Annotated in this window: 27 protein-coding genes; all 27 read left to right on the top strand. The window is 28.6% G+C overall.

All coding sequences use genetic code 11. The features are described 5' to 3' along the window. The first annotated feature begins 29 nt into the window (after positions 1-29). Positions 30-233 carry a hypothetical protein gene (locus JNUCC81_RS12225; RefSeq protein WP_454093730.1) on the top strand — a complete coding sequence of 68 codons (204 nt, stop codon included), beginning with the start codon at positions 30-32 and terminating at the stop codon, positions 231-233. A gap of 196 nt (positions 234-429) precedes the next feature. Then, positions 430-1,374, top strand: a complete 945-nt coding sequence (locus tag JNUCC81_RS12220; protein ID WP_454093729.1) for a phage replisome organizer N-terminal domain-containing protein — start codon at positions 430-432, stop codon at positions 1,372-1,374. Beyond that, a complete protein-coding gene (locus JNUCC81_RS12215) occupies positions 1,301-2,050 on the top strand; it encodes an ATP-binding protein (RefSeq protein WP_454093728.1) in 750 nt (249 codons plus the stop codon). The genes JNUCC81_RS12220 and JNUCC81_RS12215 overlap by 74 nt, the downstream gene beginning before the upstream one ends. A gap of 565 nt (positions 2,051-2,615) precedes the next feature. Further along, positions 2,616-2,738, top strand: coding sequence for a hypothetical protein (locus JNUCC81_RS12210; RefSeq protein WP_454093727.1), 123 nt, complete (start codon positions 2,616-2,618; stop codon positions 2,736-2,738). An 11-nt stretch (positions 2,739-2,749) separates the two neighbouring features. Beyond that, a complete protein-coding gene (locus tag JNUCC81_RS12205) occupies positions 2,750-3,250 on the top strand; it encodes a dUTP diphosphatase (protein WP_454093726.1) in 501 nt (166 codons plus the stop codon). Positions 3,251-3,433: 183 nt separating this feature from the next. Further along, the gene (locus JNUCC81_RS12200) at positions 3,434-3,937 is read left to right on the top strand and encodes a hypothetical protein (protein WP_208333418.1); all 504 of its coding nucleotides are present in this window, start codon (positions 3,434-3,436) and stop codon (positions 3,935-3,937) included. 465 nt (positions 3,938-4,402) lie between these two features. Further along, complete coding sequence (locus tag JNUCC81_RS12195; RefSeq protein ID WP_454093725.1) at positions 4,403-4,663, top strand: hypothetical protein; 261 nt, start codon at positions 4,403-4,405, stop codon at positions 4,661-4,663. Next, a complete protein-coding gene (locus tag JNUCC81_RS12190; RefSeq protein WP_454093724.1) occupies positions 4,663-5,091 on the top strand; it encodes a phage tail terminator family protein in 429 nt (142 codons plus the stop codon). The genes JNUCC81_RS12195 and JNUCC81_RS12190 overlap by 1 nt, the downstream gene beginning before the upstream one ends. Positions 5,092-5,095: 4 nt before the next feature. Then, complete coding sequence (locus JNUCC81_RS12185; protein WP_208332415.1) at positions 5,096-5,275, top strand: hypothetical protein; 180 nt, start codon at positions 5,096-5,098, stop codon at positions 5,273-5,275. Next, positions 5,276-6,586 (top strand): phage tail sheath family protein, encoded by a 1,311-nt coding sequence (locus tag JNUCC81_RS12180; protein ID WP_454093723.1) that lies wholly within the window; start codon positions 5,276-5,278, stop codon positions 6,584-6,586. 18 nt (positions 6,587-6,604) lie between these two features. Continuing rightward, the gene (locus tag JNUCC81_RS12175) at positions 6,605-7,075 is read left to right on the top strand and encodes a phage tail tube protein (protein ID WP_208332411.1); all 471 of its coding nucleotides are present in this window, start codon (positions 6,605-6,607) and stop codon (positions 7,073-7,075) included. A gap of 66 nt (positions 7,076-7,141) precedes the next feature. Continuing rightward, entirely contained in the window at positions 7,142-7,564 is a 423-nt protein-coding gene (locus JNUCC81_RS12170; RefSeq protein WP_454093722.1) for a phage tail assembly chaperone, read from the top strand. Positions 7,565-7,566: 2 nt separating this feature from the next. Then, positions 7,567-7,749: a hypothetical protein gene (locus JNUCC81_RS12165; protein ID WP_454093721.1), complete on the top strand. Its 183-nt coding sequence runs from the start codon at positions 7,567-7,569 to the stop codon at positions 7,747-7,749. A gap of 61 nt (positions 7,750-7,810) precedes the next feature. Then, on the top strand, positions 7,811-9,760 hold the full coding sequence (locus JNUCC81_RS12160; RefSeq protein WP_454093720.1) for a tape measure protein: 1,950 nt from the start codon (positions 7,811-7,813) through the stop codon (positions 9,758-9,760). Positions 9,761-9,772: 12 nt separating this feature from the next. After that, the gene (locus JNUCC81_RS12155) at positions 9,773-10,468 is read left to right on the top strand and encodes a LysM peptidoglycan-binding domain-containing protein (protein WP_454093719.1); all 696 of its coding nucleotides are present in this window, start codon (positions 9,773-9,775) and stop codon (positions 10,466-10,468) included. Further along, entirely contained in the window at positions 10,461-12,221 is a 1,761-nt protein-coding gene (locus JNUCC81_RS12150) for a C40 family peptidase (RefSeq protein ID WP_454093718.1), read from the top strand. Before JNUCC81_RS12155 ends, JNUCC81_RS12150 begins: the two co-directional genes overlap by 8 nt. Before the next feature lie 19 nt (positions 12,222-12,240). Then, positions 12,241-12,546 carry a DUF2577 domain-containing protein gene (locus JNUCC81_RS12145; protein ID WP_454093717.1) on the top strand — a complete coding sequence of 102 codons (306 nt, stop codon included), beginning with the start codon at positions 12,241-12,243 and terminating at the stop codon, positions 12,544-12,546. Positions 12,547-12,551: 5 nt separating this feature from the next. Beyond that, a complete protein-coding gene (locus tag JNUCC81_RS12140) occupies positions 12,552-12,947 on the top strand; it encodes a DUF2634 domain-containing protein (RefSeq protein ID WP_454093716.1) in 396 nt (131 codons plus the stop codon). Beyond that, a complete protein-coding gene (locus JNUCC81_RS12135) occupies positions 12,948-13,997 on the top strand; it encodes a baseplate J/gp47 family protein (RefSeq protein ID WP_454093715.1) in 1,050 nt (349 codons plus the stop codon). Then, positions 13,990-14,538: a putative phage tail protein gene (locus JNUCC81_RS12130; RefSeq protein ID WP_454093714.1), complete on the top strand. Its 549-nt coding sequence runs from the start codon at positions 13,990-13,992 to the stop codon at positions 14,536-14,538. The genes JNUCC81_RS12135 and JNUCC81_RS12130 overlap by 8 nt, the downstream gene beginning before the upstream one ends. Then, on the top strand, positions 14,538-14,933 hold the full coding sequence (locus JNUCC81_RS12125) for a hypothetical protein (protein ID WP_454093713.1): 396 nt from the start codon (positions 14,538-14,540) through the stop codon (positions 14,931-14,933). The genes JNUCC81_RS12130 and JNUCC81_RS12125 overlap by 1 nt, the downstream gene beginning before the upstream one ends. Positions 14,934-15,243: 310 nt before the next feature. Next, the gene (locus JNUCC81_RS12120; protein WP_454093712.1) at positions 15,244-16,692 is read left to right on the top strand and encodes a hypothetical protein; all 1,449 of its coding nucleotides are present in this window, start codon (positions 15,244-15,246) and stop codon (positions 16,690-16,692) included. 16 nt (positions 16,693-16,708) lie between these two features. Then, positions 16,709-17,095: a hypothetical protein gene (locus JNUCC81_RS12115; RefSeq protein ID WP_454093711.1), complete on the top strand. Its 387-nt coding sequence runs from the start codon at positions 16,709-16,711 to the stop codon at positions 17,093-17,095. 2 nt (positions 17,096-17,097) lie between these two features. Beyond that, positions 17,098-17,232 carry an XkdX family protein gene (locus JNUCC81_RS12110; RefSeq protein WP_454093710.1) on the top strand — a complete coding sequence of 45 codons (135 nt, stop codon included), beginning with the start codon at positions 17,098-17,100 and terminating at the stop codon, positions 17,230-17,232. A gap of 37 nt (positions 17,233-17,269) precedes the next feature. Continuing rightward, positions 17,270-17,554, top strand: coding sequence for a hypothetical protein (locus JNUCC81_RS12105; RefSeq protein ID WP_454093709.1), 285 nt, complete (start codon positions 17,270-17,272; stop codon positions 17,552-17,554). Continuing rightward, on the top strand, positions 17,551-18,375 hold the full coding sequence (locus JNUCC81_RS12100; RefSeq protein WP_454096398.1) for an N-acetylmuramoyl-L-alanine amidase: 825 nt from the start codon (positions 17,551-17,553) through the stop codon (positions 18,373-18,375). Before JNUCC81_RS12105 ends, JNUCC81_RS12100 begins: the two co-directional genes overlap by 4 nt. Before the next feature lie 3 nt (positions 18,376-18,378). Next, on the top strand, positions 18,379-18,582 hold the full coding sequence (locus tag JNUCC81_RS12095; protein WP_454093708.1) for a hypothetical protein: 204 nt from the start codon (positions 18,379-18,381) through the stop codon (positions 18,580-18,582). Positions 18,583-18,601 lie beyond the last annotated feature (19 nt).

Genomic DNA, 18,601 nt, shown 5'->3' with positions numbered 1-18,601 from the left:
ACCTTATGTTTACATATAACGGGACAAAGATGGTAGTAAGGAAGGCTAAATTTATAAGAAGATTTCATGAAATGGACCAACGAATTAAAAATCTACATTTAGGAATGTCAAAAGAACTTCAAGCTATATTTACTATAGATAACTGTATTCCTAATTATAGTAGATATAAGAAAGGAATAATATCAGGTCTTGAATTTAATATAAATGAAATGCAAAAGGGGATAATTTATTAAGTGAGCATGAGTCTAAAGATACAGAAAATATAGTAAAAGATATAGAGTTTACAGAGGTCAAAGATAATCAAACATCTCTATTTGAGGATACAAGTAATGAAATTAATATTTATGACATTACTAGCGGATACTATCATAGCTTTGATAGTATCGTTAGTAATATAAAACTCTTAATAAAGAAAAAGTAGGTAATAGAATGTCAAATAAAAAATACTATTGGTTAAAGCTTAAAGAAAATTTCTTTGATGAAGATACTATAGCTTGGGTTGAAGAACAAGAAAATGGAAAAGAATATTGTTTATTTTACTTAAAGTTATGTTTAAAATCTTTAAAAACAAACGGATTACTTATAAGAAATGTTGGAAGTATGTTAGTTCCATATGATGCTAAACAACTATCTAAGGTAACTAATACAGAAGTAGATACTGTAGTTGTAGCAATGGAACTTTTTAAAAGAATTGGATTAGTTCAAATATTAGAAAATGGAGAAATATATATTGCTCAGCTTCAAAATATGGTTGGAAGTGAAACCTCTAAAGCTCAACTTATGAGAAATAAAAGAGAAAAAGATAAAAAGAAAGAGGATAGACTTGAATGTGGTAACAATGTTACTAAGTTGTTACCGATAAGTTACTCAGATGAAGAAAATTGTGACATAGAGGTAGATATAGAGAAAAAATTAGAGAATAGAGAAAGAGATAAGAGAAAAGAGATAGATATAAAAAAAGAAGAAGATATTATGTATGTAGATAGCTCTGAAAACTTGAAAAAATTTAGTAGACTATATGAACAAAATATAGGACTTATAAATGGAGTATCAGCAGAATGGATAAAAGAAATGTCTGAAAGAACCGATTATAAGTTGTTTAAAAGAGCAATAGAAATAGCAACAGATAGAAATAGATGTAGATTAGATTATATAAAAGGAATTTTAAAACAATGGACAGATAAAAATATTATAAAACTTGAGCAATTAGAAGCTTATCAATTACAAAATAAAAATCAAAAGGGAGTGAAGTCAGATGTCAGAGGAAGAGAAAGAAATGTTGAAACAGAGAGCCCGAAATATGATAGAACAAGTGAAGAAGCAAGAAGAAATGAACTCCTTGAGGCATGCAGAAGGGCAGCTAGAGAAGAGTAGCTACAAGTGTGAAAAATGCAGAGATATGCTTTTTATATTGCAAGGTGATGGATCAGCAAAGGAATGTGAATGTAGGCAACTAAGAATAGCAGAAGAAAAACTAAAAGCATCTGGAATAAGTGAAGAGTTTAGAAGTAAAAGATTTGAAAACTATAAGTATGACAAAAGTACGAAAATGATGGAAGCGTTCTTAACAGCAAAAAATTACTCTAAAAATTTTGAGTATATTAGAGCTGCTCGTAGAAATTCATGTTTACTTAGTGGACAAGTAGGTAGTGGTAAAACACATTTAGGAATGTCTATAGCCAATAATTTGTTGGATAAGAGCATAGGAGTTATATATATGCCTTATAGAAGTATTATAACTAATTTAAAGCAATCCATAACTGATGAATATAATTACCAAAGAGAAATTCAAAAATATAAAAATGCTCAGGTACTTCTAATAGATGATCTATTTAAAGGTCGAATAACTGAATCAGATACTAATATCATCTATGAAATTGTAGATTATAGATACTTTAAAAATCTGCCAATGATAGTCACTACTGAAAAGACAGTAGAAAACCTATTAGATGTAGATGAAGCTATAGGAAGTAGGCTTTATGAAATGAGTAAAGATTATGTTGTAACTATGCAAGGTAAGGAGTTAAATTACAGAGTTTATGGGGGCTAATGCTTACTAGAAAATATAAATTAAAAAAAGGATCAAGAACATTAAGTTCAAGAGCCGAAAGATAATTGGTAAAATAAATTAAAGAAGAAGAGTTGATACAAGTTAATGCCTCGTTCAAGAAAAGCATTGTTGATTGAATCTTAAAATCTTTTTTGTAATTTAAAATATGATCTAATAAAATATCATGAAACTTTTTAGTTAGATTAAATGCTTTTTTTATTTTGTTAAATAATAAAGGTTTAACTTTTTTGATTTGCATATTATGCCTATATTTTAAATTAAATTTGGATTTATATTCTGTGAAAAGTTATAACATAAAATGATTACATATAGGAATAATCACAGTGAATTGAGAATATTTATACAAAATATATAATATGAAGAGGATATACATGGATATTGAAAATACAAGGATAAATGCTTTAGTTGAGTGAAAGTAATTGATAATTTGAAAAAGGAACTAGGATATTTACATGAGGAATTTGGCAATGACAAAGCCACTGTATGTATGAATCAATATATCAGTGGACTAATTGAAGAAAAGAATAGATTAAGGTGAGAAAATATGGAACTATCAAATGTAAATAAATTAATACAAAAGGCATATGAGATATGGAAAGATGGGTATGACGTTTTAACTGCATTACAAATTGCAGAAGAAGAATTAACTAAAGAAGAGAATAGCTAGGGGGAAAGATAATGATTGTAGATTTTAACTATGTACAAGAAGTACAAAAGAATTTCTTAAAGCATTTAAAAAAGAAAAAAGGTATAAATTATCAAGATGATAAATTCAATGTGCCTATGTGGCTTATATTAGCTCTTCAAACTGAGCTTGGAGAAGTTACAAATGCAAGTCAAGTCAATAAGTGGTGGTTCAAAGAGAAAATTGATAGAAAGCACTTAATAGAAGAGTTATCAGACTTATTAAGCTATATAGGAAGTTTAGCGAATATATTAGAAGTAGAATTAGTTTTAAATATAGAAAAAGTGCAAGTAATAGCTATAGAAAGTACAGTTAATAATTTAGCTTATAGAATAACAACTTTAAACAGGAATAAAAGACATGCTAGGAGTACATTAATTAACTATATAATACCTTTATTTATAGAACTAGTTTATTCATTAGGATATAACTTAGATGAATTGGAAGAAACTTATAAGTGTAAAATGGGTGAGAACTATCTAAGGTTTATATAGGTAAGATAAAGTTAAACAATGAAATAAATGAATTAATACTATATACAAGTATATAAAAAGAACACATACAAAGAAATATAAACATGATGTATAGGAAGACTTATTAGGTTTATATGATACTATTTCAAAATAGGAAATCAAGGATAGAAGTATATATAGAAAATATATAGGAGGCGAGATATTATGAAAGATATTAATTTAGAAGATAGATGTTTTAAATTTACGGAGAAGATTTTATATAATTATAAACACATGGAAAGTCATATAGAAAGTTTAAAATCATTAAAAAATGATATAACAGCTGGAGATAAAGTAGCATTGAGAGCTATAACATATGATAATATAAAAGTATCACCTACATATAAAATATCTAATGCTGTCATGGACGGAGTAATAGATCCAGTTAAAACTATTCAAGAAATAGATATAGATATATATCATGAGAATAGTTTAAAGAAGAAAATCGATAGAGCTATAAATAATCTAGACATAATTAGAAAAGAGATAATAAAGCTAAGATATGAGGAAAAGAAAAGCTGGTTGGAAATGTCACAGGATTTATATTATGATGAAAAAACACTAAGAAAATACAAAAATGAAGCTATAAAGAGTATATCAATAGAGTTATTTGGTAGTAAAGTATTTAAAGAAGAAGAACCTACATTATTTGATATGCTAGTTATTTAGAGTATATGTTTTTATATCTATATTGATAAAAGATAAAGAAATAGAAGAACTTAAAAGAAATAAAGCTAAAAATAGCCTAAGATTAATATCTTAGGCTATTTTTATTTATAAATAATCAAGATATGTTATTTGGTTTAAATTTTTTATGAAATACCGGTTTATTACCTACATTAATAAAATAAACATGAGATAATAGTACTATAGAAATATTCCCAATAGGCTTTATATATACATTTAAACCAGGATTAACTATTCTGGTTAATATGTAAGTAGTAGCTTTGGAAGATATAATTCTTATAACTTACATCAAAAGCAGTTTTATCATAAGAAGCTTAACATTTAATGCTATTTTGGTAAGAGGGATGGTGAGTTTGAATTTTATAAAATTTTAAATTTATAGAGAAGAATCCGATTTATTAGGATTCTTTTTTAGTTCTCAAAATAACCAATAAGGGAGGTAGTTATATGCCAAGATATTTAAATGAATATTTATTTAAAAGAGGACCACCTGTAGGAAGTAAGAATGCTGCTGAATCGCTTTACAATAATGAAGCTAGTAAGATATTGTCGGATAGCTCTATAAATATATTAAAAAATATATATTATTCATCAACTGGGAAAGTTAGAAAAATTTATCAAATTGAGATACTAAATTTCATAAAAATAGACTCTCAATCAGATAAAATAATAGAAAAAAACAATAAAGATATTAGGAGATACTTTTAATGGTAAATAGTATTATAGATGGAATATCAATGAAACTTAATGAGATATTTGGTGATAGTTATGAAATTTATAGTGAAGCTAGAGATCAAGGATTTAATGAGCCTTGTTTTTTTATATCTCTACTAAATTCAACTAATACACCAAAATTAAAGAATAGATTCTATAGAGAATATACTTTTGAGATTCGATATTTCCCTAGTTTATCAAATAAAAAGAATAAAGAAATTAATGATATAAATGAAAAACTAATTAATGGATTAGAGTATATCTCACTTAATGAAAGTTTAGTGAGAGGAAGCAAGATAAACTCAGAGGTCTTTAGCAACGTATTGCATTTTTTCATTAATTACAATGTGTTTGTAGTAAAGGATAAAGTTAAAGATGAATCAATAGAAAGTATTTCTATAAAACAAATAATAAAGAGGTGATTTCATGGATAAAAAGAGTGAAGAAATTAAAATTAATAAATTTAGTAAAAATCAAATAACTAATTCTAAGAAGTATAGAAAAAGAAGAGATTTGTTAAATGCTATTTTAGATAAAAGCAAACATTACTCTATGGATGAAGTTGATAGATTAATAGAAAAGTTTATGAAGGGTGAGGTGAAATAGATGGCATTAGGTGGTGGAGCATTTATAGCTCAGAATAAGATATTACCTGGATCGTATATAAACTTTGTCAGTGCATCAAGAGTATCATCTATGATGTCTGATAGAGGTGTTGTAGCATTAGCACTAGAACTTGATTGGTGTTCTGAAGATGAAGTATTTAAAGTAACATATGAAGAGTTTCAAAGATATGCACTTAAGAAATTTGGATATAACTATGACCACAAAAAATTAAAAGGTTTAAGAGACTTATTTAAAAATGCTAAAGAAGGATATTTTTATAGATTAAACAAGGGTGCTAAATCTACTAATAAATTTGCTACTGCCAGATATAGTGGCATAAGAGGAAATGATATAAAGATAATTATAGAAACTAATATAGACAATGGAGACTTATTTGATGTAAGTACAATGTTAGATAATAAAAAAGTAGATTTACAGATTGTAAGCGCTACTACTGATTTAAAGGACAATGACTGGGTTTCATGGAATAAAGGTCAGGCTTTAGAGTTAACGGCATCGACACCTTTAGCCGGTGGAACAAATGGAAGTTCAGTAACAGGAACTGAATATCAGAAGTTTTTAGATAAAATTGAATCTTATAACTTTGATACAATAGGATGTTTATCTACATCAGATGAGATAAAAAATCTATTTGTAGCCTTTACAAAGAGAATGAGAGAAGATATAGGATTAAAGTGCCAGGCTGTATTATATAAAAAAGAAACTGCAGATCATGAAGGTATAATATCTGCGGAGAATTCAGTTAAAGATGATGGTGAATTAGAATCAAGTTTAGTTTATTGGACATTAGGAGCTGAAGCTGGATGTGCAATAAATAAAAGTAATACAAATAAAAAATATGATGGTGAGTTTATAGTTAATGTTGACTACACTCAGTTAGAACTAGAAGAAGCATTATTAGCCGGTAAATTTATATTCCATAAAGTTGGAGATGAGATACGTATATTGGAAGATATAAATACATTTACATCTTTTACTGAAGAAAAAACAGATGACTTTGCTAGCAATCAAACTATACGTGTATTAGACCAAATTGCAAATGATATAGCTATGTTATTTAATAAAAAATATCTAGGAAACATTCCAAATACACCTTCTGGAAGGGTTAGTTTTTGGAACGATATAGTTACGCATCATAAAGGATTAGAAGAACTTAATGCATTAGAAAGTTTTAAACCAGATGAAATTATAGTTGAAGAAGGAAATTGTAAAAAATCTGTAGTAGTTACTGATGCAGTTGAAGTAATAAATGCAATGGAAAAACTGTATATGACAGTTGCAGTTAAATAATTAAGGTGGTGGATAGTTATGACTCAAACAATGAATGCTAAAGATACAATAAGTGCAAATCTAGCAGAATGTTTTATTACAATAGAAGGTAATAGATATAATTTTGCACAAATGATTAGCCTAGAGGCTAAACTTGAGAAGACGAAATCTAAGGTGCCTATACTAGGTAAAACAGGTAAAGGTAATAAGGCAACTGGATGGGAAGGAACTGGATCTGCGACTATGCATTATAATCAAAGTATATTAAGAGAGTTAATGTATAGATACAAAGAAACAGGAGAAGATGTTTATTTTGATATACAGGTTACTAATGAGGATCCTACATCATCAATAGGTAGACAAACAGTAATATTGAAAGATGCAAACTTAGATGGTGGAATATTAACTAAATTCGATGCTGATGCTGAATATTTAGATGAAGATGTAGACTTTACATTTGAAGATTTCCAAATGCCAGAAAAATTCAGAGTATTAAGTTGTATGCTTTAAGCACATATATATTCTTCTAATATATATGTGTTTTTTATTTAAAATAAAATTTGGAGGTACAGTAGTATGAGCTTAAGCGCTTTTCTAAGTCAAAATGTAATAAAAATAGAAAATGAGAAACATGTTGTTTCAGATAGATTCGTAATAAATGGAAAACCAGTCGAGTGGGAAGTACAGCCAATAACTTCTCAAGATGATGAATTATTAAGAAAATCTTGTACAAAAAGAGTCCCTATACCGGGAAAAAATAATCAGTTTACAGCAGAAACAGATTTTAATAAATATGTAGGGTTATTAGCTGTAAAATGTACAGTATATCCGAATTTAAATGATGCAGAATTACAAGACTCTTATAATGCCATGGGAGCAGATGAAACGTTGAAAAAAATGCTATTACCTGGTGAGTATGCAGATTATTTAAGTTTAGTTCAAAAGATAAATGGATTTGAACAATCATTTGAAGATAAGGTAGAAGAAGCAAAAAACTAATTTTGGGAGGCGATTTTGATAGCAATATAGCTCATTATTGCATCCACAAATTAAAATGGAAACCAAGTACTTATGATTTGATGCCTGTTCAAGAGAAAGCATTTACTGCAGCATCTATTCAAATTAAAATAGATGAAGATAAAAAAGAAGCAAAAGAATTAAAGAGAAAAAATAAAAAAAGATAATAATAAAAAGATACTTACATCTATAGTAAGTATCTTTTTATTAGATAAAGGGAGGTGTTATATGGCAACTATTAAAAAGTCAGCTACTATGGGTGAGATGTTTAATAGGATGACTAATACAATGGTAGGATTTGCCTCTAACTATATAACAATACCTAATATAAGTGAAGTCATGCAGCTATCAGATGAGTTAATTAATGCTCAAACTAGAATAAGTATGATAAATGATGGAGCACAAAGTATAGATGATTTAAATAAAAAAATATATACATCTGCTCAAAACTCAAGAAGTGCATATGAGGGAACTTCCCAAATGGTATACAGTTTGGGTGTAAATGCAGGTAATGCTTTTAATTCTACATCTGAGATGGTAGATTTTGCAGAGCAACTAAATAAAAACTTTATAATGGCTGGAACAAGTGGTGAAGGGATTAATTCAGCAATATCACAATTAACAAATGGATTAGGATCTGGTTCACTTAGCGCACAACAATTGAATGATGTATTTAAATCTGCACCTAATATAATTCAGTCAATTTCTGATTACTTAGACGTTCCTACTAATAAAATATTTGAAATGGCATCTAAAGGTCAGCTTTCAGCAGATATAGTTAAAAATGCTATTTTAAGTACATCAGAGGAGACAAATAAACAGTTTGAAAGTATGCCTACTACATTTGGGCAAGTTTTTACATCATTAAAGAGTCAATCTAGCATGGCTTTTCAACAAATATTAAAAGATTTTAATGAAATTGCAAATAGTAACGCATTTCAAAGTTTTGCTTATGGCATTGTTACAGCATTTACATTGATTGGAGTTGTTTTAGGGAATTTAGCTTTAGGTATAGCTAATATATTTATTCAAAATTGGTCTATTATGGAACCACTAATTTGGGGACTTATAGCAGCATTGATAGTTTATAACGCTACAATGGGTATTGCATGGTTAAAGACATTAACAACGGCTGCTGCCGAAGCATTCCAAGCTATTCAAAGTGCAATATTGTCGATTGCTATATTTGGTCTAATTCTTGCTCAAGAGGGATTAAATGCCGCCTTAAGCGCATGTCCTTTGACATGGATAATAATAGGTATAATAGCAATAATAGCTTTATTCTATGCTGCAATAGGAGCTATTAATCACTTTGCAGGAACATCTCTTAGCGCTACTGGAATGATTGCAGGAGTATTTATGATGGCAGGAGCGTTTATAGGAAATTTAATTATTGCTTTAGCTAATATAGTTGTAGATGTGTTTGCTACGATATGGAACGTAATAGCTACTGTAGCAAATTTTGTAGGTAATGTTTTTACCGATCCTATAGGAGCGGTTATAAGGCTATTTGCAGGACTTGCTGATACTGTTCTATCGATATTATCAGGAATTGCTAGTACTATAGATACTATATTTGGGTCAAATCTTGAAAATACAATAAATGGATGGAAAAAAAATTTAAAAGGAGCAGTAGATGGTTTCGTAGGCGAAGGAAAAGTATTTATGGAACCAGTAGATGCTTCTAAATTTAAAACATCAAAGAGACTTAATTATGGTGATGCATTTAACATAGGAAATAAATGGGGATCTGAATTAGGAAGTAAGTTTAAAATGGAAAATCTATTTGGTAATACCAAAGATAAATCTGGTTTAGGTAAAGAAAGTGACTTACTTAAAAATTTAAAAGAACGTGGACCTTTAGATAATTTAAAAAAATCAAATTCTTTAGATGGGCTAAAAAATTCTATGGCTGATGCTGGAAGTGGATCTAAAGATACAGCTAGTAATACAGCAAAGATGGCAAATACAATGACAGCATCTGCAGAAGATTTAAAATATCTTAGAGAAATTGCAGAACAAGAAGTTATAAATAGATTCACTACTTCTCAAATAAAAATAGATATGAATAACAATAACAATATAAACTCTGAATTAGATTTAGATGGTGTAGTTAGTTATCTAGAAGAGAAAGTTTATGAATCAATGGTTATTGCATCTGAAGGAACACATATATAAAGGAGATTAAAAATGGCTTATTACTTTTATTTAAATACACTATTATTACCAATAGCACCTTCTAAATTGGATTTAAAAATAAATAATAAAAATAAAACTGTTGACTTAATTAATCATGGTGAAGTTAATATTTCAAAAAAAGCCGGATTAACAGATATTACATTTGATGCACGTATACCACATAGTAAATATCCTTTTGCTACATACAAAGAAGAATTTAAAAATGCTCAATACTTTTTGGATGAAATAGAAAAATTAAAAAATGGTAATCCATTTCAATTTATAGTGTCACGAACTTCACCAAGTGGTACTATTTTATTTCATACAAATATGAAAGTTACCATAGAAGAGTATTCTATTACTGAAGATGCTGAGGATAATTCAGATATAACAATACCTATAAAACTAAAACAATATAGGGACTATGCAACTAAAAAAATCGTTGTGTCAAAACCAGATAATGGATCACAAAACCCATCAGGAACAGTTGACAACAAAAGACCAGATTCAAACCAAAAACCATCAAATAAAACTTATAAAGTTAAAAAAGGTGATTCTCTTTGGAGTATCTGTAAATCACAGCTTGGAAATGGTAGTAAATATCCTGAAATATATAAACTAAATAAAGAACTAATGGACTCATATAATAAAAAATATAAAACTTCAAAATATACTATATATCCTAATCAGGTGTTAAGGCTTGAATAATAATATAGAGATAGTTTTACAAAATGGAAATGATCTATATGAACCATTAGTTGAAGGAGATTTAGTTTGGGAAACACAACGAAAAGGTGCTCCAGGAAAATTAAGTTTTAACATACTTAAGGATGATGTTATAAACTTTGGAGAAGGTAATGCAATTAGAGTAAAGCTTAATAATAAAAATGTTTTTTATGGTTTTATATTTAATCATAGTAGAAATAAAGATAAATTAGTTCAAGTTGTTGCCTATGATCAATTAAGATATTTTAAAAACAAAGATACATATATATATGAAAATAAAACAGCAACAGAGATAGTTCAAATGTTAGCAAAAGACTTTAATTTAAATTGCGGAACACTTGAAAATACTAAATTTAAAATCAAATCTAGGGTAGAAGAGGATAAAACTTTATTTGATATAGTTTTAAATGCATTAGATACAACTATAGAAAATGCTAAAGAAATGTATATATTATATGATGACTTTGGACAAATAACATTAAAAAATATTAGTTCAATGAAATTAGATACATTAATAGATGGAGATGTAAGTGAAGACTTTGATTATTCTTCTTCTATTGATGGAAACTCATATAACAAAATAAAGTTATCAAAAGATAACAAAGAAACTGGCAAAAGAGAAATATATATAGCTCAAGACTCCAAAAATATTAATAGTTGGGGTATACTACAATATTTTGAAAGTATTAATGAAAATCTTGATGCTAAGGTGAAAGCAGATGCTCTCTTAAAATTATATAATCAAAAAGTTAAGTCTTTAAATATAAAAAATGTATTTGGAGATATAAGAGTTAGAGCAGGATGTTTAGTAGCTGTGGTATTAGATTTAGGAGATATGAAAGTTCAAAATTATATGTTAGTAGATAAAGTAAAACATACTATAAATAGTGATGAACACTATATGGATTTAACATTAGTTGGAGGAGAATTCGTTTCAACATTAGCATCATCTAGTAGTAGTTCTGGTAATTCTAAAGGTAATTCATCTAGTGACAATTCTTCTAATACTACTAACTCAACGAAGGGTAAAGAAGTTAATGCTTTATTTACAGCTTATTATCCTGCTAATAACAGCATGGAAGGTGGGTTATATGATGCTCAAGGTAATAGACTTAATCCAAAAAATAAAACTTGTGCAGCACCTAAATCAATTCCTTTTGGAACAAAGATTAAAGTACAAGGTACAGGAACTTCTCGCGATGGAGAAATTTACACTGTAACAGATAGAGGTGGTGCTATAACTGTTAAAGATGGTGTATATCACTTTGATTTACTGATGAGAAGTAGAAAAGAATGTAATACTTGGGGTAAGAAAAAAGGTAAGGCAGTTATATTAAATAATAATCAAATTAGTACAAGTTCAACATCAAATAGTAAAAAGGCTAGTCAGATTATTACTCTAGCAAAGGGAAAACTTGGTTCAAAATATGTATGGGGAGCGACAGGGCCAACAAAGTTTGATTGTTCAGGATTTACTAGCTGGTTATATAAGCAAGTTGGAATAACAATACCAAGAACATCTAGAGACCAAGGTAAGGCTGGTACATATGTAGCTAAATCAAACTTACAACCAGGTGATTTAATCTTCTTTAATAAACCAATAAGTCATGTTGGTTTATATATAGGTGATGGACAAATGATTCATGCGTCTAATCCTACTCGTGGAGTGGTCAAAGATAGTATTAATAGTAGTCATTATAAGAAAATTTATAATACATCTAGAAGATTCTTATAGAGAAAGGGGGGCTTATTATATGCCTAATTTAGTAGAGATAATTAAACAAGCAGCATTAGAAGCATTTAAAGAAAGTAAACCTATGGAAATAATATATGGTACAGTTGAAAAAGAGTATCCCCTCGAGATTAGAATTGACCAAAAGAGATTATTTACAGAAACATTTCTAGTACTATCTAATGCAGTTAAGGACTTTAAAACTAGAATAAATATAAACGGAATTACTCAAGAATGTACTATATATAATTCTTTAAAAAAAAATGAGAAGGTAATCTTATTAAGATTTCATGATGGCCAAAAATATCTCGTTTTAGATAGGATGTGATACATATGATCCCTACAGATAATGATGCTAACTTATTTGATTTTGAGGTGAAAAAGCAACCTAGTAAGACTTATGCTTTAAATGATGATAGAGTTGGTGGTATATGTAATAATTTAGATTCAGTTAAACAGGCTATATACTTAATCCTGAATATAGAAAGGTATAAATATCCTATATATTCATGGGATTACGGAGTAGAGTTACAGGACCTATATGGTGAAAGAAAATCTTATGTTATTCCAGAATTAGAGAGAAGAATTAAAGAAGCATTACTTCAAGATGATAGAATTGAAAGTGTTGATGGATTTATCTTTAAAAGTAGCAAAGATAAAATCTTAGTTAACTTTATAGTACATACCATTTATGGAAATATTGATGTGGATAAGGCGGTGAATATATAGATGTTTGATGATTTGACATTTGAGTACTTTTTAGAAAGTATGATAGAAAGAGTTCCTAATTCTTTTGATAAAAGAGAAGGATCAATAATATATAATGCTCTAGCTCCTGCAGCAGCAGAGATGGCTGAGTTAGTAATTTTATTAAGTATATTTTATGATGAAAGCTATGTAGATACTGCTAGCTATAATTACTTAGTAAGAAAATGTAAAGAAAGAGGCATCATACCCAATGATGCGACTAATGCAATTGTAAAAGGTGAATTTAATATAGATGTTTCTATAGGTTCTCGTTTTTCACTAGATAATTTAAATTATGTTGTTACTGAAAAAGTATCAACTGGTGTATTTAAATTAAAATGCGAAGATACAGGACCTATTTTTAATTTAGGTAAATTAATACCTGTTGAATATATAGAAGGTCTAGAAACGGCACAATTAACTGAGATATTAATTAATGGAGAGTATGATGAAGATGAAGAAAGTCTTAGAAAAAGATACTATGATAGCTTAGAATCAGAGGCTTTTGGTGGGAATATTTCAGATTACAAAGAGAAAGTAAATAAACTTCAAGATATTGGTGGAGTTAAAGTATATCCGGTATGGAATGGTGGAGGTACTGTAAAACTGGTTTTAATAAACTCAAGTTACGACACTCCAAGTACAGAGTTAATAAATCAAACTCAAGAAAAAATTGATCCTATTCAAAACCGAGGTAAGGGTCTAGGAGTTGCTCCAATAGGCCATATAGTGACTGTAGTTGGTGTTGAAAAGATTTCAGTTAATATAAATACTAATATTACATATCAAGATGGGTGGAATTTTGAAGAACTTAAAAGTTCTATTGAACAAACTATAGATGATTATTTCAAAGAATTAAATAAAACTTGGTCAGATAAAGAGAATCTTATCGTTAGAGTAAGCCAAATAGAAACTAGATTACTAGATTTAGAAGGAGTTCTTGATATAGAGAATACTACTATAAACGGTAATGCATCAAATTTAACTATAGATAAAGATAGTATTGTTGCAAGAGGTGATATAGTTGGATAAATCTATAAATCTTATTGAATATTTACCACCTATTTTACAAGATAAAATGGAATATAAAGAAATATGTAATACAGAAAGTAAAGAATTTATTTTTCTATGGTCCAAGATGGATGATGTACTTAATGATCAATTTTTAAGTACCTTAACTATACATGGTGTGAAGAGATGGGAAAAGATAATGAAGATAACTCCTAAATCGTCAGAAACCTTAGAAGATAGAAGATTTAGAATTATAAATAGATATCTTAATAAATTACCTTATACCATGAATAGTTTAAAACATCACTTGAATTCTTTATGTGGTGAAAATGGCTATAAAGTAAATTATGATAGTTCTAACTACACTTTAACTATAAGACTTGAGTTAAGTATTAAAAATCAGTTAGATGAAGTTGTTAGAAGTCTAAAAAGTATAATTCCTGCTAATTTGGTTCAGGATATAAGTTTACTTTATAATCAGTACCAAACCGTAGGTAAATTTACATATGCTCAATTAAAAAAATTTACATATCTTCAAATAAGAGAGGAGGCACTTAATTAATGAAAGTGACAACTAATTATAATTTAAAAAAACCTAATGAAAATGAGTTTTTTGACTTAGAAAATCATTTTAATCATAATGCAGATTTAATTGATGCAGCGTTAAAAGAGAATAAAGATATAGCAGATTCAAAAGCACCTAAGAGTCATACTCATAATGCTTCGGATATAGAAGGCTTAAGTATAAATGCTAAAGATATAAATTATGATAATAAAACAAGTGGATTAACTTCTACTAAAGCTCAGGGAGCAATAGATGAGGTACATGATAAAGCTAAATCTGCTCTATCTAAAGCTAATGCTAATGAAACAAGTATTTTAAATCTACAAAACGAAGTTGGGACTAATAAAACAAAAATGGTAAAATCGGTTAACAAAATTACTGATTCATTGTAAGCAGAAAGGAGTTGTTTATATGGCTACTGGCGATATACATAAGTTTGGTACGCTTTATATTAATAATACCAAAATAGCAAACCCTACTAGACCTTGGTCGACTGGGAGAACAGTAAACGGTAATCTTTCCGAGCTTGGATTAGGTAATTGTCATGACTATAAAGAAGCGGGCAAGGGTTCTATTGAAATTAAGAATACTGACAGTGATGAAATTTATAAAATAAAATGGGTTGAAGTTGATTTTCCTAGTTACAAATTATTTATATGTGATAGAAATATATTATGCAATATTTGTTATGACGATTTAAATTTGTATGGGTTAATCAACAAAAAAATAACAATAGATGGCAAGCAATATATTCTTAGGATTCCGGATGGTGGATATTCAACACAAATAGATAGCGATTCATATAGTGGAGCAAATCCGAGTTTTAACGAGTGGGATTCTATTATTTGCAATGAGCTTGGCTTTGATGGATTGCCTACTGGTAGAGTTGAAGATAGTAATAATACCTTCTTTACACTAGACGAATTTAACGCGCCTTTAAATAAATTATGGAACTATGCAGAAATGGGAAGCCACTGTTTTAATTTTTCGAGTACACATCCTACAACAAGCGTAAAAGGAAATACTATTAGAGGAAGTAGAAGGAATGCTAAGTATTTCAGTAGCTACAATAGAGATATTCCTCTATCAAGTTACGGATACAGGCCTATCTTGGTACTGAAAAAAGAAGCTGTTAATTTACCAACAGACACTAGTCTTAGCGAAGTCGAATCTAAAGTTGATGATATTAGCAAAGAAATATGTCACAATCGTTCTAAGCTGTATGCAATAATTAAGGAAGAAGATGTTGACATAACAGAATCTGAAAGCAAAATATCAAGTTTGATTGACAAAATTAAGTATATTCCACGATCTGTATTCCCTCAATGGACTACTCCATTATATCAGCAATCAGCTATAGGAACGCTATCTGAGGCTGTAAGAGGATGCGCATGGTCGTGTCATGAAGGAAAAATATTTTTAAGTAAGAGTAACAGCGGATATTACTTGCATACTTATAATATATCAACAAATACCTATGTGCGCAAAGCTACGCCTCTTAATACTATTCTTCACCAAAGGAGCTGTATCTTAGGGAACAAGCTTTACTATTTTAATTCAAGTACATTTGGGGAATACGATATGACAACAGATACGCATAGTTCTATGTCTAATATACCATCAACAGGAAGTATGGACACTTTAGGGGCAGCAAAAGGCAAATTAATATTTAAAGCTGGGGACAGTGCTGGCGGATACGTATACAACCTCGCAACCTCTACTTCTCAGTATGTTAGTAAAATAAGTTATTATAATGCTTGGTATTCCTATGTTGTAACAGTAGGTAAGAAGGTGTTTGTTGTCAGTAGTAATAGGAATAATCGAGGTTACATATACATAGACGAATTTAATATAGATACTAACACTTCTACAAATATTGCAATATACAAAGATGCACAAAATACTAACGGGGCATTAAAAGTATTCACAGAAGGAGATAATATTTATATATACTATAGATCTATAGATACAGGCAATTATGTTGACAAGATTATAACTTACAATATTTCGGATAATACTTTTAATATTATAAGTTATAATCCTATGTTGAATGGTTTTGGGGCAAGCTTTGATTCGCCTATAATTATTGATAAATTGGTGTCGGTTGCATACAGTGTTTATCACGGCTTATATTATTTAAATCTAAAATAAAAGGAGATGCTTATAAATGATAAATGGTTATAAAATTTGGGACAAGGAAAGTTCAATAAATGGAGCAGATGCAGAGTTTGTAATGCAAAGTGATACAAAGTTCAGAGATATGGTTACATTATTTTTACTTAAAGATAATAAACCAGTTAGACATATGTTTTTTGAAATTGAACCAACAGAAGAAGAGTGCCAAGCTATATTATCAGAAATTCAAAAAGAACAACAAGTCGAAGAAGATAAGAGATTGTCTTTAGAAGAAGCGGAAAAGAAAATATCCATTTTAAGCGAACAGAATGCGAAGTTATTGCTTGATAGTGCAATTAAAACAAATGAAATTAGTGCTTTAAATAAAAATGCTGCTAATTTAACTTTAGAAATAGCTAAAATGAAAGGTGGTATGTAATTATGTGGAAGGATACTATTAAAGCTTGGTATAAGGAAAGTTTATATAATAATGAGGATGTAAAAGTATTTGTTGTAGCAAAGATGATAACAACTGAAGAATATAAAGAAATAACTAACGAGAACTACATAGCATAGTTCTTTTTTTATACAAAAAATTAGGAGTATTAAAATTATGGATTTTACAACATTAGTACAAAGTGTAGGTTTTCCAATAGCTTGTTGTGTGGCTCTTGGATTATACCTTAACAGCAAAGATAAAGCAGATAGAGAAGAAAGAAAAGAAGATAAAGTAGCAGATAGAGAAAGAGAAGATAAGATACTAGAAACTAATGCAAAGTTACTTGCTACAAATGAACAATTAGCAGTAAGTGTAAAAGTGATAGCTACAGATTTAAAATCAGATATAAATAGAACAGAAAATAAAGTAGATAAAATATTAGAAAAGGTAGGTGAATAATTATAAAAATAAATGTACATGCAGGACATGGATTAGATGGTTCTAAAAGTTGTGGTGCCATAGGTTTAATAAAAGAATCTACAGAGGCCAGAAAAGTAAAAGATGAAGTTATAAAACTTCTAAAATTAGAAGGACATACTGTATATGATTGTACAGTAGATTACCCTGATAACCAAAATGATTGTATAAATAAAATAGTTGGAAAATGCAATTCAAATAAGGTTGATGTAGATATATCTATACATTTTAATTCTGGTGCTAAAGATACTAAAGGAAATGGAAAGACAACTGGTGTTGAAGTTTGGGTGTATAACTCTACATCTAAAGCTAAACCATTTGCAGAAAGAATAGAAAAGCAAATGTCTAAATTAGGTTTTAAGAGCAGAGGAATTAAGTATACTAATAAATTAGGAGTACTAAAGACCAACAATCCTAACTTATTGATAGAATGTTGTTTTGTTGATGATAAAGACGATGTTAATATATATAACTATAAAGATATGTCAAAAGCTATAGTTGAAGGTATATTAAATAAATCTTTAAGTCAAAATATTAATATAAATAAGAAGCATACTAACGCTATTTTATATGGAAATGATATAGATAAAGTAGCAGCAGAAATATTAAGTTGGAGTAAAGAAGATTGCATAGTAAAAAATGTAAAGGATCATATTTCTTGGGAAGCTACTAATCTATTTATTGTAGGTGGACCGGCTAAAGTAGAATTAGATAAAATGAAAACAGGCGAAAAATATACAACTATAGCTGGAAATGATAGATATGATACAGTTAGAAAATGCCTAAATCATATAGGAAAATAAAATGTGACTAGAATTATACGAAAAGAGCCATTAATATTAATGGCTCTTTTTTTATTTAAAGAATTAGAGAGGATTAAAATAAAGTTAATTGACATAGTTTCAGAATATCAAAATGAAAACAACGATATTATTCTAAATATTTTAGATAAATTTAAATTTAGCAAGAAAAAACTTTCTAATAAGTTAAAAAGTAAATCTGATTTATAAGTATGATATACTAATAATA

Source organism: Faecalimicrobium sp. JNUCC 81, from assembly GCF_053667625.1.
The sequence above is the reverse complement of the archived record's forward strand: the minus strand, read 5'-3'. Positions and strand labels throughout refer to the sequence as shown.

Coding starts and splice junctions, on each gene's coding strand:
- JNUCC81_RS12225 (WP_454093730.1), top strand. CDS start 30: ATGGTAGTAAGGAAGGCTAAATTTATAAGAAGATTTCATGAAATGGAC.
- JNUCC81_RS12220 (WP_454093729.1), top strand. CDS start 430: ATGTCAAATAAAAAATACTATTGGTTAAAGCTTAAAGAAAATTTCTTT.
- JNUCC81_RS12215 (WP_454093728.1), top strand. CDS start 1,301: ATGATAGAACAAGTGAAGAAGCAAGAAGAAATGAACTCCTTGAGGCAT.
- JNUCC81_RS12210 (WP_454093727.1), top strand. CDS start 2,616: ATGGAACTATCAAATGTAAATAAATTAATACAAAAGGCATATGAGATA.
- JNUCC81_RS12205 (WP_454093726.1), top strand. CDS start 2,750: ATGATTGTAGATTTTAACTATGTACAAGAAGTACAAAAGAATTTCTTA.
- JNUCC81_RS12200 (WP_208333418.1), top strand. CDS start 3,434: ATGAAAGATATTAATTTAGAAGATAGATGTTTTAAATTTACGGAGAAG.
- JNUCC81_RS12195 (WP_454093725.1), top strand. CDS start 4,403: ATGCCAAGATATTTAAATGAATATTTATTTAAAAGAGGACCACCTGTA.
- JNUCC81_RS12190 (WP_454093724.1), top strand. CDS start 4,663: ATGGTAAATAGTATTATAGATGGAATATCAATGAAACTTAATGAGATA.
- JNUCC81_RS12185 (WP_208332415.1), top strand. CDS start 5,096: ATGGATAAAAAGAGTGAAGAAATTAAAATTAATAAATTTAGTAAAAAT.
- JNUCC81_RS12180 (WP_454093723.1), top strand. CDS start 5,276: ATGGCATTAGGTGGTGGAGCATTTATAGCTCAGAATAAGATATTACCT.
- JNUCC81_RS12175 (WP_208332411.1), top strand. CDS start 6,605: ATGACTCAAACAATGAATGCTAAAGATACAATAAGTGCAAATCTAGCA.
- JNUCC81_RS12170 (WP_454093722.1), top strand. CDS start 7,142: ATGAGCTTAAGCGCTTTTCTAAGTCAAAATGTAATAAAAATAGAAAAT.
- JNUCC81_RS12160 (WP_454093720.1), top strand. CDS start 7,811: ATGGCAACTATTAAAAAGTCAGCTACTATGGGTGAGATGTTTAATAGG.
- JNUCC81_RS12155 (WP_454093719.1), top strand. CDS start 9,773: ATGGCTTATTACTTTTATTTAAATACACTATTATTACCAATAGCACCT.
- JNUCC81_RS12145 (WP_454093717.1), top strand. CDS start 12,241: ATGCCTAATTTAGTAGAGATAATTAAACAAGCAGCATTAGAAGCATTT.
- JNUCC81_RS12140 (WP_454093716.1), top strand. CDS start 12,552: ATGATCCCTACAGATAATGATGCTAACTTATTTGATTTTGAGGTGAAA.
- JNUCC81_RS12135 (WP_454093715.1), top strand. CDS start 12,948: ATGTTTGATGATTTGACATTTGAGTACTTTTTAGAAAGTATGATAGAA.
- JNUCC81_RS12125 (WP_454093713.1), top strand. CDS start 14,538: ATGAAAGTGACAACTAATTATAATTTAAAAAAACCTAATGAAAATGAG.
- JNUCC81_RS12115 (WP_454093711.1), top strand. CDS start 16,709: ATGATAAATGGTTATAAAATTTGGGACAAGGAAAGTTCAATAAATGGA.
- JNUCC81_RS12110 (WP_454093710.1), top strand. CDS start 17,098: ATGTGGAAGGATACTATTAAAGCTTGGTATAAGGAAAGTTTATATAAT.
- JNUCC81_RS12105 (WP_454093709.1), top strand. CDS start 17,270: ATGGATTTTACAACATTAGTACAAAGTGTAGGTTTTCCAATAGCTTGT.